This window comes from Psychromarinibacter sediminicola, assembly GCF_029168335.1.
In the GTDB taxonomy this organism is placed as follows: Bacteria; Pseudomonadota; Alphaproteobacteria; order Rhodobacterales; family Rhodobacteraceae; genus Psychromarinibacter; species Psychromarinibacter sediminicola.
In genome coordinates, this window is record NZ_JARGYC010000031.1 from 38,759 (window position 1) to 52,079 (window position 13,321).

Here is a 13,321-nt window from a genome sequence, read left to right on the forward strand (position 1 = left end):
TCCTACTCCTTCTCGGGATCGCGGCTGGAAAGCCCGAGAAATCGGCGGCGTTGCTCAGCCCACGCGGCGCGGCAGGTCGTGTCGGTGTTCATATCTTCCGGGGTCATCGTCCGGCAACGTGAAAGCTCTGCCTGCAACGGATCGTCGCCCGCCGACGGCTCCAGCGGCGCTTGCGGCGTGACAGTGTTCGCCAGTTCGACGGCCGCGAAGAGCGCGGCGATCGCGGCGAGGCCGAAGGCGACGAGCCGGAGAATATGGTCGGGGGAGCGGCGCATCGGCCCCTACCGGAACATGGTGACGGTGGTCGGCCGGTAGCCGCTTCCATAGTCGAGGAAGCGGTTCAGATTCTCGCGGGCCTGAGCCTCGGCGGAGGCTCGGCGAGCCGCGTCCAGCGCCTGCGCGCGGTTCTGCGCAGCGATGGCGGCGGTCAAATCCGTCATCTGCTGACTTTGCAGCGCGAGAAGCTGATTACCGGCCTGCGCCGCCTGCAAGGCACCGGTCGCGCCCTGGCTCTGGGAAACAAGATTGCTGAGCTCAGCGCGCGTTCCTTCGATGTTGCCGACAACGCCCGCCTGAACCTTCAGGGCGTCTTCGTATCCGGCAACAGAGTTGCGCCAGCGCGCTTCGGCGTTGGCGATCATGTCAGCGAAATCGCCGTTCGCCGCCGCCTCGCCATACTGCGCGCTGAAAGCGGTCTCGATCTCGGAGACCTGATAGGCGATGTTCTGCGCCTCGTTCAGGAGATCCTGGGTGCGGGCGATCGTGGCCTGAAGCTGGGCGAGCGAGGAATGCGGCAGGCTCGCGAGATTGCGCGCCTGATTGATCAGCATCTGCGCTTCGTTTTGAAGCTGCTTGATCTGGTTGTTGATCTGTTCGAGCGTTCGCGCCGCGGTCAGCACGTTTTCGGCGTAGTTCGACGGATCGAACACGATGCCGCCGAAGCCGAACTGGGCTTGGGCCGGCTGGGTCGCGGCGACAGCGATGGTGCCGGACATCAATATAGCGGCGAGTTTCTTACGCATGGGTGGTCTCCTCAGTTTGGATTGAAGGATCTGGATCGGGGACCGGGCCGAGCAGTTCGACGGCCCAGTCGAGGCCGCGCCGGGCGAGCCAGGCGGCGGCGAAGCCTTCCCGCCCGTGTTCGGCGAGAATGTCGGTGATGGCGGCCTGATCGGCCTTCGACGATGCGGCGGTGAAGGCGAGCGCGACCTCGGCGAGGCCGAGCGAGAAGAGCCGGTTGCCGCGTCGCGACTGGCAGTAATAGTCACGCTTCGGCATGGCCCGCGCGACGATCTCGATCTGGCGCTCGTTGAGACCGAAGCGCCGATAGATGTCGGCGATCTGCGGCTCGAAGGCGCGTTCATTCGGCAGGAATACTCGCGTCGGGCAACTCTCGACGATGGCGGGCGCGATAGTCGAACTGTCGATATCGGCGAGCGACTGAGTGGCGAAAAGGACGGAGGCGTTCTTCTTTCTCAGCGTCTTCAGCCATTCGCGGAGCTGACCGCCGAAGGTGCCATCATCGAGTGCGAGCCAGCCTTCGTCGACGATGATCAGGCTCGGGCGTCCATCGAGGCGCTCCTCGATCCGATGGAACAGATAGGCGAGCACGGCAGGCGTTGCGGCCGAGCCGATCAGCCCTTCGGTCTCGAACGCCTGAAAGTCGGCTGTTCCCAGTTCCTCGGTCTCGGCGTCCAGCAACCGTCCGAAAGGGCCGCCGAGACAGAATGGCGCCATCGCCTGTTTGAGCTCGGTCGACTGCAACAGAACCGAGAGGCCCGTCAGGGTGCGTTCCTCGACCGGCGCCGAGGCGAGCGAGGTCAGCGCCGACCAGAGATGATCCCGCGCCACCGGATCGACAGTGACGCCTTCGCGCGCGATCAGGCCGGACAGCCAATCCTGCGCCCAGGTGCGATCGCTCGTCTCGTAGATATTGCGGAGCGGCTGGAGTTGGACGGCCGCTTCATCCTCCGACAGCGCCCCGGCGAGATCTTGCCAGTCGCCCCCGCAGGCAACCGTCGCGCAGCGGATCGAACCGCCGAAATCGAAGGCAAACACTTGCGCGTCGGGATAGCGCCGAAACTGCAGCGCTATCAGAGCCAGGAGGACCGACTTGCCCGAACCGGTGGGGCCGACGACTAGCGTATGGCCGACATCGCCGACATGCATCGAGAAGCGAAATGGGGTCGAGCCCTCCGTCTCGGCATAGAAAAGCGGCGGGCCGTCCAGATGATCGTTGCGCGCCGGCCCCGCCCAGACCGCCGAAATCGGGATCATGTGGACGAGATTGAGGGTCGAGACCGGCGGCTGGCGGACATTGGCGTAGAGATGACCAGGCAGTGAACCGAGCCAGGCCTCAATGGCGTTGACGGTTTCCGGCATGCAGGTGAAATCGCGGCCCTGTATGACCTTCTCGGCCGCCTTCAGCTTGGCCTCGGCAACCGCTTCGTCCTCGTCCCAGACCGTCAGCGTGGCCGTGACATAGGCGGCGCCCGCCATGTCGGCGCCGAGCTCCTGCAAGGCTTCGTCAGCATCGGCGGCCTTGTTCGATGCGTCGGAATCGAGCAGCGCCGAAGCCTCGTTGGTCATCACCTCCTTCAGGATCGCGGCGACGGATTTGCGCTTGGCGAACCATTGGCGGCGAATGCGGGTGAGAAGCCTAGTCGCGTCTGCCTTGTCGAGGCAGACGGCGCGGGTCGCCCAACGATATTCGAAGGCTTGGCCGTTGAGTTCGTCGAGCAGGCCTGGCCATGTGGCGGTCGGGAACCCAATGATGGTCAGCGTACGGAGATGGTCATCACCCAGTTTCGGCGCCAACCCGCCGACAAGCGCACTGTCGGCCAGGAGCGCGTCGAGATGCATCGGCGTTTCCGGAACGCGCACGCGCTGGCGCCGGGTTGAAATCGTCGAATGGAGATAGGTCAGCGTCTCCTCGTCGGAGAGCCAGACCGCTTCCGGCATGAAGCTATCCAGCAGGTCGAGCAGACGATCCGTGCGCGCGGTAAAGCTTGCGACATGCTCCTGAGGGTTCAGACCCTTGTCTGGCGCGTCCTCATAGAGCCAGCGCCCGGCGCGGCTGGCGTCGTCCGCCGGCGGCATCCAGACGAAGGTCAGGAAATAGGCGCTCTCGAAATGGCTCGACGCTTCCTCAAATTGTGCCCGTCGTTCCGCATCGACCAGAGCCGAAACCGGATCGGGAAACTGCGAGAGCGGATAGTCCCGGGCGGGCAGTCGTTGCGCTTCGATGAAGACAGCCCAGCCGGAGCCGAGGCGGCGGAGGGCGTTGTTCAGCCTTCCTGAGACGGCGACGAGCTCCGCAGGCGTCGCGGAGTCAAGGTCCGGCCCGCGAAACCGCGCTGTGCGCTGCAAGCTGCCGTCCTTGTTCAGGATGATGCCCGGCCCAATGAGCGCTGCCCAGGGCAGGAAGTCGGCGAGCAAGGAGGCTTTGGAGCGGTATTCGGCAAGGCGCATCATCGCTCAGACTCCGAACCAGGTTGGAAAACGAAGATGCCGCCGGGCAACGTCGACGATCTGGGCGTCATGCTTGGCAGCCCAGACCGCGAGCAGATGGCCGACGAGCCAGAGCGCGACCCCGACCACCCAGAGCCTGAGCCCAAGGCCTACTGCGGCCGCGAGTGTGCCGTTGGCGATGGCGATCGCACGCGGCGCGCCGCCGAGCAGGATCGGCTCGACCAGCGCGCGGTGAACCGGTGCATGAAAGCCAGGGATTTCGGTCGCGCCCTCCATCAAATCAGCGCTCCGCCGCCGAAGGAGAAGAAGGACAGGAAGAAGCTCGACGCGGCGAACGCGATGGAAAGGCCGAAGACGATCTGCACGAGGCGCCGGAAGCCGCCCGAGGAGTCGCCGAAAGCGAGCGTCAGACCAGTTATGATGATGATGATCACCGCAACGATCTTGGCGACCGGTCCTTCAATCGATTCCAGGATCGATTGGAGCGGTGCCTCCCAGGGCATGCCCGACCCGGCTGCATGGGCGGGCGCAGCAAGCAGAACGCCTAATGCGAGGGCCGTCGCATAGAGTGGCCAGCGTGGGTAAAGAATGGTGGTTCTCGTCATGGATGGTCTCCTATCTGGGGGTGAAGAAGATGCTGGAGCCGATAGTCGCCGCTCGTATCGAGGCTTTCGACACGGGCGAGTTCGGACAGCCGACGGGCCGATCCGCGACCTGACAGGACGGCGATCAGGTCGATCGTCTCGGCGATCATCGCGCGGGGCACGGTGATGACGGCTTCCTGAATGAGCTGTTCAAGCCGGCGCAGCGCACCGAGCGCCGAGTCGGCGTGGATGGTGCCGATCCCGCCCGGATGGCCGGTGCCCCAAGCCTTCAGAAGATCGAGCGCTTCGGCGCCGCGCACCTCGCCGATGGGAATGCGGTCGGGCCGTAGGCGGAGCGAGGAGCGAACCAGATCGGAGAGTGATGCCACACCATCCTTGGTTCGAAGCGCAACCAGGTTCGGCGTCAGGCATTGGAGTTCGCGCGTATCTTCGATCAGAACGACGCGATCCGCGGATTTGGCGACTTCGGCGAGCAGCGCATTGGTGAGCGTGGTCTTGCCGGTCGATGTGCCGCCGGCGACGAGGATGTTGGCGCGCGTTGTGATGGCCTCGCGCAACGCTGTCGCCGCATCGTCCGACATGATCCCGGCGCGTACATAGTCCTCGAGCGTGAAGACTGCGACCGCCGGCTTACGGATGGCGAAGACCGGCGCGGAGACGACGGGCGGTAGCAGGCCTTCGAACCGCTCTCCCGTTCCAGGCAGTTCCGCTGAGACGCGCGGGGCTCCGGCGTGGACCTCGGCGCCGACATGGTGCGCGACCAATCGCACGATACGTTCGCCGTCAGCGGCGGAAAGCTCTTCGCCCGTGTCGGCGAGGCCTTCGCTCAGCCGGTCGACCCATAGACGACCGTCGGGATTGAGCATCACCTCAATAACCGCAGGGTCTTCGAGCCACGCAGCAACGTCTGCCCCTAGCGCGGTCCTGAGCATGCGCGCGCCGCGGGCGAGAGCTTCGGATTTGAGTGTGTGGACGGTCATCGGCGGCCCCGCATTGAATTACGGGACACATCAAGAAGACCGTTAATGGGTCAGCGGCAACAGCCTAGAAGGCGTAGTAGTAGAAGGGCGTGTGAAGGCAGGAAATCGCGTAGGTCGCAGGGATAAATGAAGGCGGCTTTGCCGGAAGAGTGGTCATACACCGAGCAACCGAGTCCAGCTATCCTAGTGCAACTAGTTCTTTGAAGTCTGTCTCGCGGATGATGCGGAGCGGCTGACCGGCGGAGACAAGGCCCTCTGCCTTCCGATGTTTCGAGGACTTGCCATGCCCGGCCAACCTGGTCACGTCCATGTCACCGACGACGAGCATGGTCGTCTTCTTGGTGACACTGTTTGTCACCGTGCATCCGACTGACGCTGCAAGATCAGCCGCCTCACGGCGCGGTATCTCAAGCGCACCTGTAAACACGATTACCTCACCTGCAAAAAGCCCATCAGGATTTCCGTCGCGTGTGATCGAGGCCGCGCCACTTGACGAAGGGTCTATGGGTTGCAGGACACGTCTCTGCATCGCGTCGAGGTCGAGGCCGCTTTCCAGCATCGCGGCAAGCATGACATGACCCGCAGCCTTGGCGTCCTCCAAAGCGTTGTGGTGCTCGAAGGTGTAACCGATCATCTTACAGACGTTAGCAAGCCCGTAGCCCGACCGTGCGCATTCCGCCCAAGTGCGACGCGCGACGCGTGCGGAATCGAGCCATGTGCAGGAAGGGGCAGTGATCGACCACCGACCCGCCGCTTGGTGCATCGCGACACGATCGAAGTGCGTATGAGTGACTACGACGTGCCCGCCAAGGAAGCGGTCAATTTCGGATGCTGCATTGCGGAATGTCGGCGCGCCTTGCACGTCTCGCTCCGAAATGCCGTGGATTGAAATGTTGACGGGATCGAAGAAGTCATCCGGATCGATCAGGGAGTACCATTCCGACGCAAGCGCGCCATTTTCGAACGCAGCTACACCAATAGAGCAGATGGACGCCATGTCAGCGTTCGCGGTTTCAACGTCGATCGCTATAAATCGCATAGGCAAGCCTTTTGCAGTTCACGCATACAAGTACGTGCAACTAGATCATTGCAGGTATTGTTTATCCGTCAATCATGGCGGAAAGCATCGATCTCCAAAAATGGGCTCGAAGCCGTCATTGCTCAGATCGGAGACCTGCGATGTCCTCCGAAATTTCCTTCGTCAGCGTGTTCCCCTTCGCCAACCGCCGTCCGAGGGTCTCCACAAAGCCTTCATAGCGTTCCCGGCCTTTTGCCTGTGCCGCCTCGCGCTTTGTATCAGGCAATGGCGGAGTCGTGGTGAGCCAGAACCGGACGAAGAGCGCCAGCGCTTCGGTGGCGATGGTCTGGTTGCGCTCCAGGCGTTCGACGGCGCGGTTCAGGCGATCGAGACGTCGGGTGATTGCGGCCTCACGTTGATCAGCGGCATCCGGCGAAAGATAAGAGGCGAGCGCTGCCTCCACGACTTGCGATTTGGAAACCTTTCGGCGTGCTGCCAACGCTTCCAGCTCCGCTGTCAGCAATGGGTCGAAATACACATTGAGCCGGTCCTTCTTCATGGCGGACCTCAAAGTTCGATGCCGTCATCGGGATCGAGCGAGGCTTGGCGCGCGACGCTTTTGAACCGCCCCTGCATCTGCCGGGCACGCTGCGCATCATCATCCGGCTCATCGTCGAGACCTGCGAATTCTTCCCGTGCCGGCGCTGTTCGTTCCGGTGCGATGGCTTCATGCTCGGGCAGTTCCGGTTCGCGACGAATGCCGCCGTCACTGTCTTCACTCCCCTCGCGGAAGACCTTCTTCCTAGGCCTAGGTGCAGTGACGGTAGCTTGTCCGCTCCAATCATCCCTTTGCGGATTGTGGGGCGCGGCGTGATCGGCAACCAGTTGCGGCGGTTCGACGATGCGTGTCTTGAATTGCGGGTCAGCATAGTAACGCGCCTTCTTCCCCCGGATCGGCGGTGCGCCGGAGACGAGGACGATCTCATCGTCCGGCGGCAATTGCATGATCTCGCCGGGCGTCATCAGCGCGCGCGCCGTCTCCTGCCGAGAAACCATGAGATGGCCGAGCCAGGGCGACAATCTGTGTCCGGCATAGTTCTTCATCGCCCGCATCTCCGTCGCCGTGCCCAAGGCGTCGGAAACCCGCTTGGCGGTGCGCTCGTCATTGGTCGCGAAGCTCACCCGCACATGGCAATTGTCGAGGATGGCGTTGTTCTGGCCATAGGCTTTCTCGATCTGATTGAGGGACTGGGCGATGAGAAACGCCTTGAGGCCGTAGCCCGCCATGAAGGCGAGCTGGCTTTCGAAGAAGTCGAGCCGCCCGAGCGCCGGAAACTCGTCGAGCATCAGCAACAGGCGATGGCGCCTGCGATCGGTGTTCAGTTCTTCGGTCAGTCTGCGCCCGATCTGATTGAGCACGAGCCGGACCAGCGGCTTGGTGCGGCTGATGTCGGAGGGCGGCACGACGAGATAGAGCGTCGTCGGCCGTGTTCCGGAAACAAGGTCCTCGATCCGCCAATCGCAGCGGCTGGTGACTTTGGCGACGACCGGGTCACGATAAAGGCTGAGGAAGCTCATCGCGGTCGACAGCACGCCCGAGCGTTCGTTCTCGGCCTTGTTGAGCAGTTCGCGGGCGGCTTGCGCCACGACCGGATGCGGCCGGTCGCCGAGATGGGGCGTGCGCATCATGGCCGCAAGCGTCAACTCGACCGGCCGTCCTGGATCGGAGAGCAAGGCGGCGACGCCGGCGAGCGTCTTGTCGGCCTCGGCATAGAGGACATGGAGGATCGCACCGACAAGCAGCGAATGGCTTGTCTTCTCCCAATGGTTCCGGCGTTCGAGCAGTCCTTCCGGATCGACGAGGATATCGGCAATGTTCTGGACGTCACGCACTTCGCTGTCGCCGCGCCGGACTTCGAGCAGCGGATTGTAGGCCGCACTCTTCGCATCGGTCGGATCGAACAGGAGGGTGCGGGAAAAGCGCGACCGCCAGCCGGCCGTGAGATCCCAGTTCTCGCCCTTGATGTCATGGACGATGGCCGAGCCCGGCCAGGTCAGCAGGCTCGGCACGACGAGCCCGACGCCCTTGCCGGAGCGGGTCGGCGCGAAGCAGAGCACATGCTCCGGGCCATCATGCCGGAGATAGCGGTTCTCGAAACGACCGAGCACCACGCCGTCCGGGGCGAGCAGTCCGGACGCTTCGACATCTATGCGCTCTGCCCACCGGGCCGAGCCATAGGTGGTCACGTCCCGCGCCTCGCGAGCGCGCAGGACAGAAAGGAAAATGGCCACAGCGATCGCGGCGATCCCGCCGCTGCCGGCAACGATCGCGCCTTCCACAAATACACGCGGTGCGTATGCGTCATAGAAATACCACCACACGAAGAAGCTCCAGGGCGAATAGACGGGCCATCCGAGGACGTCCGTCATTGGCTCGCCGAGCTGCGGCTGAAAGCCGAGCCGCCATGCCGTCCACTGCGTCGCCGTCCAGATGAAACCGACCGCGACCAGCGTGACGATGATGATCTGACCCCAGAGGATCTTGGTGGCCTGTGTTTGCTGAGTCTTGATCGCCATATCTTTTCCTTCCGGGGGGATTGTTCAAAGGCTGAGCCCGCGCTTGCGACCGAGGCTCCAGTCGACTCCGCCGCCCGGCGTCATCGTTCCCGTCACGGTCTGGCTGAGGTGACGTTCGAGCTGCGGTTTCCACGGGACGAGTTCGAAGCCGAGCCCGTCATCGACCATGGCGAAGCGGCCCGAGGCGAGATCGAGCCGCTTGCGATAGGTTCCGGCGATGCGCTCCCCGTCAGCAGGTTTGCGGCGCGGCAGACCCGTCTCGGTTTCGATCTTCGCGGCAGCGGTGTCGAGCTCTCGTTCGCGGAGCCTCTTCAGAAGGTCGCGGGCGAAGGTGATGCGCCGACCGTTCCTGGTAGCCAGCCCTTCGGCGACGAGATGATCGCCACGCCGATGCAGTGCCTCGCGGACCTCGGCGCCGAACCCACCCATGCTGAGCGGTGCTTGGGTCTTGGCGAGTTGCAGCCGGTCGAGCCAGGTCGCGCCGTTCGCGCCGATCTGGGTTTCGAGGTTGAGATCCGAGCGGCCGACGAGGGCCATGCGCTGACGCCCGCCATCCTCTGAACGCCAGACACGCGTTTCGACAATGCCGCCTTCGGGCGTGTCGCCCGTGGCATCGAGATCGTGGAAGCGCAGATGATGGACCCGACCGTCCACCGCGTCGATCACGGCATAGGCTTCGCCGCTCAGCTCGTCATGGAGGCCACGTTCGACGAGCCTTCCAAGCACCGGGGCGTGAGGCGTGTCCTCAATCGCGAAGTCTGTTTGCGCTCGATCGGGTCCGCCCGCCATGGCGCGGTGCATGGTCTTGATGATGTCGCCCCGGATGGAAAGCTCGCGCAGCGTCTGTTCTGCGCCGGGCTTCAGTGACCAGACTGCCGGCGCGAGCCTGTCGGCGAGACCGAGCCGTTCCAGCGTCTGCGCACGGCCGATCAGCAGACTGCGCAATTCCGGATCGCGCGGCTCCGGCGATCCTGGTCGCAGATCGGCGACGCCGGCGCCGTCATCGGCGAGGCCCTGCAGCGCGCGGTCGAGGCCCGTCCAGCGCTCGGCCGTAACCTCGGCCTGAAGCTCCACGGCAATTTCGCGTTCGTTGCGCGGCCCGAGCTCCAGCTCGACCAACGTCTCGGCGCGGCCGCGAAGACCCCGGCTGATATAGTCGCGAGCGATGACAAGGTCTTTTCCGTTCTCGGCACGGCCACGCACCAGCACGTGCACATGCGGATTGTCGGTGTTCCAATGATCGACGCCGATCCAGTCGAGCCTGGTGCCGAGATCGCGTTCGGCCTGTTTCATCAGGTCGCGCGTGAAGGCGCGGATATCCTCGAGGCGGTCGGCGTCTTCGGGCGAGACGATGAAGCGGAAATGATGCCGGTCACCCTCGCATCGCCCGGCGAAGGCACGATCATCAATGCCATCCGCGTCGGCACTGAACATGCCGGCCTCACGGCCGTCACGAGTCACGCCCTCGCGCTTGAGATAGGCGATATGCTTGGCGAGCGGCGCGGAGCGAAAGCGTGCACCGCGATGACGGACGACGCGCGCCTTGACGACGACGCGTCGCTGCGTGCGGGAAAGCCCGCGCGTCGCACCGGCGAAACGCCCTCGGCCGAATTGTGAGCTTCGTCCACGCGCCTTCGATCCGTTGAGTCTGTATCCGGTGTGCCCGGCCTTGCGGGCGGCGCCCATGACCTGGCCGACGAAGCTTTGGGCCTTGCGAGAGCTCGTCCCCTTATTGCGGATGCGCCCCGGCCGGATACGCAGATCATTGTCGCGGTCGCTCATGATGAAGGCTCCACCGTCGAGCATGCGGCACGGCGAAAACCGCAAGAAAACAGCTGACTAGGCCGCGAGGCGGCACCGTTCCCCTCGCCGCGGCGGGAAAAATATCGAACGCCAACAACGACATAGCGCGTATCAGTGCCGCGCCTTTTATCTCGCCCTCCCGTTGTTGTTGCGGCGTCCGTCCCCGTCCTTTCTCCCGGAAACACGCTGATGCGCGACGGACCGCGTCGGAATGCGATCAGCGGTCTCATTGCTGATCCCCGGTTCCATTTGGCGGGAACAGGCTGTCCGAAGCACCGGATGTGTGCGGAGGATAAACGCCTGCACCGCCGGTCGGGCGCGTTGCATCGGCAGAGTTTTGTCGGTCGGCATGCGTGGCGAAGAGCGGCGCCGTGTGCCAGTCCACGACCATGACAGCGCTCTGCTGTTGTGGTTCTGCTGCATCCGGAAGACCAATGAGCGGTGCGAGCGCCGCCACATAGGCGCGGGTCTCGCGGGGTAGCGGGCGGCCTGTCGCCAAGTATTCGGCATAGCGTGTCGGTCCGGCATTGTAGGCGGCGAGAAAGCCCGGCGACCCGAAGCGGTCATGCAGTTCATTTAGGTATGCGGCGCCGGCGAGAATGTTGTCGCGCGGATCGAACGGATCGCGCCCCAGGCCGTAACGCGCGCGCAACTCATCCCAGGTATCGGGCATGATCTGCATCAGCCCCATGGCGCCTTTCGGGCTGACGGCGCGCGCATGCCCGGCGCTTTCTGCGCGCATGACGGCGGCGACCCAGTGCGCCGGAATACCGAACCGCTGCGCGGCTTCGGCGATATAGGCCGCATAGGGATTGCTGCTTTGTGTCGTCCTGGAGGAGGTAGTTTCTGCGCGCGCGGCATCGGAAATGACGGCGCCCGCGAGCAGGCCGCAGAGGACTATTCGCGCCACCAACGCGCGGTATCGAGACGGCTTAGCGGTGGTCATCGCGCTTCTCGGGGCGCTTTGCGGGACGGTTCCAATGCAGCGCCCAATGCCCGTCCTTGGCGTCCGTCTCGAAGAGATTGGCGCGGATCGGAAAAGCGAATGTCGGATCGTCGATCTGCAAAGAGATGTATTCGCCGGCCTTCTCGCCGGTGCGTTTCCAGCCGGCGCCGATCTCCGGTCCCTCGTGACCGCCATGATGGATACGATAGTCGGGAGCGTTCTCGCTGTCCGACGGCGCTGCCGGGACGAGGGCGAGTTCACGGTAGAGAATGAGCGTGTGAAGTCGGCCGACGAAGCCGGTTTTCGTGCGGGTGAATTGGCCGATCTGAGCCATGGGAAGGTTCCTTTCATTTGCGGTCGGAAAGATTTGGAGGGATGTCGGGGTGTGCATCGGCGCGCCAGACATAGCGGCCGTCGCCGTCTTCATCGGTGAGGATCGGGATGGCGCGCCCGATCACGGCGTCTGCCGGGAGCGCGCCGAAATATCGACCGTCGAGACTGTCGGGATGGCTCGGATTCAGGAGGAATAGTTCCGTCTTGGCGACGATACGGCATCCCTGCCATATGGGCAGATCGCGTCCGAAGCGGTCGCTTGGTTGCGCCTGCGCCATGGTAATGTCGTCGACCGTGACGACGGCGCCGTCACGACAAACGCGCTGTCCGGGAAGCGCAACGATGTGCTTGAGGAGCGGTACGCCGTGGGGCAGGTAGCCGCGCTCGTCGAGATAGATCGCAAGCGATTTCGGAGGATCGACAACGACTAGATCGCCGACAGAAAGATCCTTGTCCGAAGTGACGGCGTAGAGACCGACGGGCGCGCTTGCGGAGGTATTCCAGATCAGCTTCGGACTGACATGGACGAAGGCCAGACCGCCGATCGCGAGCACCGAGAAACAGGTCGCCATGGCGTAGCCCAAGCGGGTCATGACGCGCTCCTCGCCGATGCGGCGCACGATGCCTGTGGATCGGGCGAACAAGCTTTGCGCAGAAGCCAGGCGCGATGCTGCGCAGTTGTGTAACTGCGGGGCTCCAGGCCCGCAGACAGTCTGTTGTGAACGTGGCGCCAGTAGTCCGGCGCGGCGTCCGCCGAGTCGATGCCGAGCGCTTCGATTTCATCGACGATCTGGAGAACCCGTTCGACCTTGGGCCAGCCGGACAGGCGCAGCAAACTGTCGCCGCCGGGTGTCACATACGGAACGGTCGCGTAGGGCTCGCCCGGTCGGGGCGCCCGCAGTATGTCGATCCGGCTTATCGCCGTGCCGAAGTCATTCGCCTGCCAGCGGACAAAGGCGAAGATGGCGCCGGGATCGAAAGCGACGGTGCTGCGACTGCGGCTCTGAATCGTAGTCCGCACGATTCGGCCGAAGCGAATCCAGTACTCGATCCGCTTCTCGATCCAGACGAGCTCGACGGTGGCGCCGCGGCTCATGAGCGGGCCTTCCGCACATAGGCGGGTGAGATCGCGGCATGTCGCTTGGCGGGCAGAACCTCTTGGCCCGTGTCATCCGAAGTTGAATGCTTCTCACCGCGGCTGACCCAGGCCTGCAGATCCTCGATCGCATAGACCACACGCCCGCCGATCTTCGAATAGCGCGGCCCCGTGCCATAGGTGCGGTGCTTTTCGAGGGTTCTGCCCGACAGGCCGAGAAAACGGGCCGCCTCGGGTGTTCTCAGATAGCGTGGGGGAAGTCCGGCATTGGGGTCTGGCATGGGTCGCGTCTCCGGTTAGGCCGTCCCGCTGCAGGATGCGCGGGACTGTCGGAGACGAGAAAAGCGTGAGATGACCCCCTGGAGGGATGATGATCAGCGTACAGCGAAAACGTCACCCCCTAACAGGCTGCTGAAGAAGTCGGGTTGGAAGGACGTTATTCCTGTCGCCGGGGCTGGAAGGCGGGTCGCTCGCAGATGCGAACGTCGGGTC

At 63.9% G+C, this 13,321-nt stretch carries 15 protein-coding genes; all 15 read right to left on the minus strand.

Features of this window, described 5'->3' with window-relative positions; translation table 11 throughout:
• Positions 1 to 2 precede the first annotated feature (2 nt).
• Positions 3 to 275, minus strand: a complete 273-nt coding sequence (gene trbK-alt / locus P1J78_RS12920) for a putative entry exclusion protein TrbK-alt (protein WP_275567782.1) — start codon at positions 273 to 275, stop codon at positions 3 to 5.
• Positions 276 to 281: 6 nt separating this feature from the next.
• Positions 282 to 1,022, minus strand: a complete 741-nt coding sequence (gene trbJ / locus P1J78_RS12925; protein WP_275567783.1) for a P-type conjugative transfer protein TrbJ — start codon at positions 1,020 to 1,022, stop codon at positions 282 to 284.
• Positions 1,015 to 3,474: a conjugal transfer protein TrbE gene (gene trbE, locus P1J78_RS12930; RefSeq protein WP_275567784.1), complete on the minus strand. Its 2,460-nt coding sequence runs from the start codon at positions 3,472 to 3,474 to the stop codon at positions 1,015 to 1,017. The genes trbJ and trbE overlap by 8 nt, the downstream gene beginning before the upstream one ends.
• Before the next feature lie 3 nt (positions 3,475 to 3,477).
• On the minus strand, positions 3,478 to 3,747 hold the full coding sequence (locus P1J78_RS12935) for a VirB3 family type IV secretion system protein (protein WP_275567785.1): 270 nt from the start codon (positions 3,745 to 3,747) through the stop codon (positions 3,478 to 3,480).
• On the minus strand, positions 3,747 to 4,076 hold the full coding sequence (locus P1J78_RS12940) for a TrbC/VirB2 family type IV secretion system protein (RefSeq protein WP_275567786.1): 330 nt from the start codon (positions 4,074 to 4,076) through the stop codon (positions 3,747 to 3,749). Before P1J78_RS12940 ends, P1J78_RS12935 begins: the two co-directional genes overlap by 1 nt.
• Positions 4,073 to 5,008 (minus strand): P-type conjugative transfer ATPase TrbB, encoded by a 936-nt coding sequence (gene trbB / locus P1J78_RS12945; RefSeq protein ID WP_275567797.1) that lies wholly within the window; start codon positions 5,006 to 5,008, stop codon positions 4,073 to 4,075. The genes P1J78_RS12940 and trbB overlap by 4 nt, the downstream gene beginning before the upstream one ends.
• A gap of 226 nt (positions 5,009 to 5,234) precedes the next feature.
• Positions 5,235 to 6,095, minus strand: coding sequence for an exonuclease domain-containing protein (locus P1J78_RS12950; RefSeq protein ID WP_275567787.1), 861 nt, complete (start codon positions 6,093 to 6,095; stop codon positions 5,235 to 5,237).
• A 115-nt stretch (positions 6,096 to 6,210) separates the two neighbouring features.
• On the minus strand, positions 6,211 to 6,633 hold the full coding sequence (locus P1J78_RS12955) for a ribbon-helix-helix domain-containing protein (RefSeq protein WP_275567788.1): 423 nt from the start codon (positions 6,631 to 6,633) through the stop codon (positions 6,211 to 6,213).
• An 8-nt stretch (positions 6,634 to 6,641) separates the two neighbouring features.
• Positions 6,642 to 8,651, minus strand: coding sequence for a conjugal transfer protein TraG (locus tag P1J78_RS12960; protein WP_275567789.1), 2,010 nt, complete (start codon positions 8,649 to 8,651; stop codon positions 6,642 to 6,644).
• Between the two features lie 24 nt (positions 8,652 to 8,675).
• On the minus strand, positions 8,676 to 10,433 hold the full coding sequence (locus P1J78_RS12965; RefSeq protein ID WP_275567790.1) for a relaxase/mobilization nuclease domain-containing protein: 1,758 nt from the start codon (positions 10,431 to 10,433) through the stop codon (positions 8,676 to 8,678).
• Between the two features lie 247 nt (positions 10,434 to 10,680).
• Complete coding sequence (locus P1J78_RS12970) at positions 10,681 to 11,400, minus strand: lytic transglycosylase domain-containing protein (RefSeq protein ID WP_275567791.1); 720 nt, start codon at positions 11,398 to 11,400, stop codon at positions 10,681 to 10,683.
• Entirely contained in the window at positions 11,387 to 11,734 is a 348-nt protein-coding gene (locus tag P1J78_RS12975; protein WP_275567792.1) for a DUF736 domain-containing protein, read from the minus strand. The genes P1J78_RS12970 and P1J78_RS12975 overlap by 14 nt, the downstream gene beginning before the upstream one ends.
• A gap of 13 nt (positions 11,735 to 11,747) precedes the next feature.
• Entirely contained in the window at positions 11,748 to 12,326 is a 579-nt protein-coding gene (traF, locus tag P1J78_RS12980; protein ID WP_275567793.1) for a conjugative transfer signal peptidase TraF, read from the minus strand.
• The gene (locus tag P1J78_RS12985) at positions 12,323 to 12,829 is read right to left on the minus strand and encodes a DUF2840 domain-containing protein (protein ID WP_275567794.1); all 507 of its coding nucleotides are present in this window, start codon (positions 12,827 to 12,829) and stop codon (positions 12,323 to 12,325) included. The genes traF and P1J78_RS12985 overlap by 4 nt, the downstream gene beginning before the upstream one ends.
• Positions 12,826 to 13,110, minus strand: coding sequence for a helix-turn-helix transcriptional regulator (locus tag P1J78_RS12990; RefSeq protein ID WP_275567795.1), 285 nt, complete (start codon positions 13,108 to 13,110; stop codon positions 12,826 to 12,828). The genes P1J78_RS12985 and P1J78_RS12990 overlap by 4 nt, the downstream gene beginning before the upstream one ends.
• Between the last annotated feature and the right edge of the window lie 211 nt (positions 13,111 to 13,321).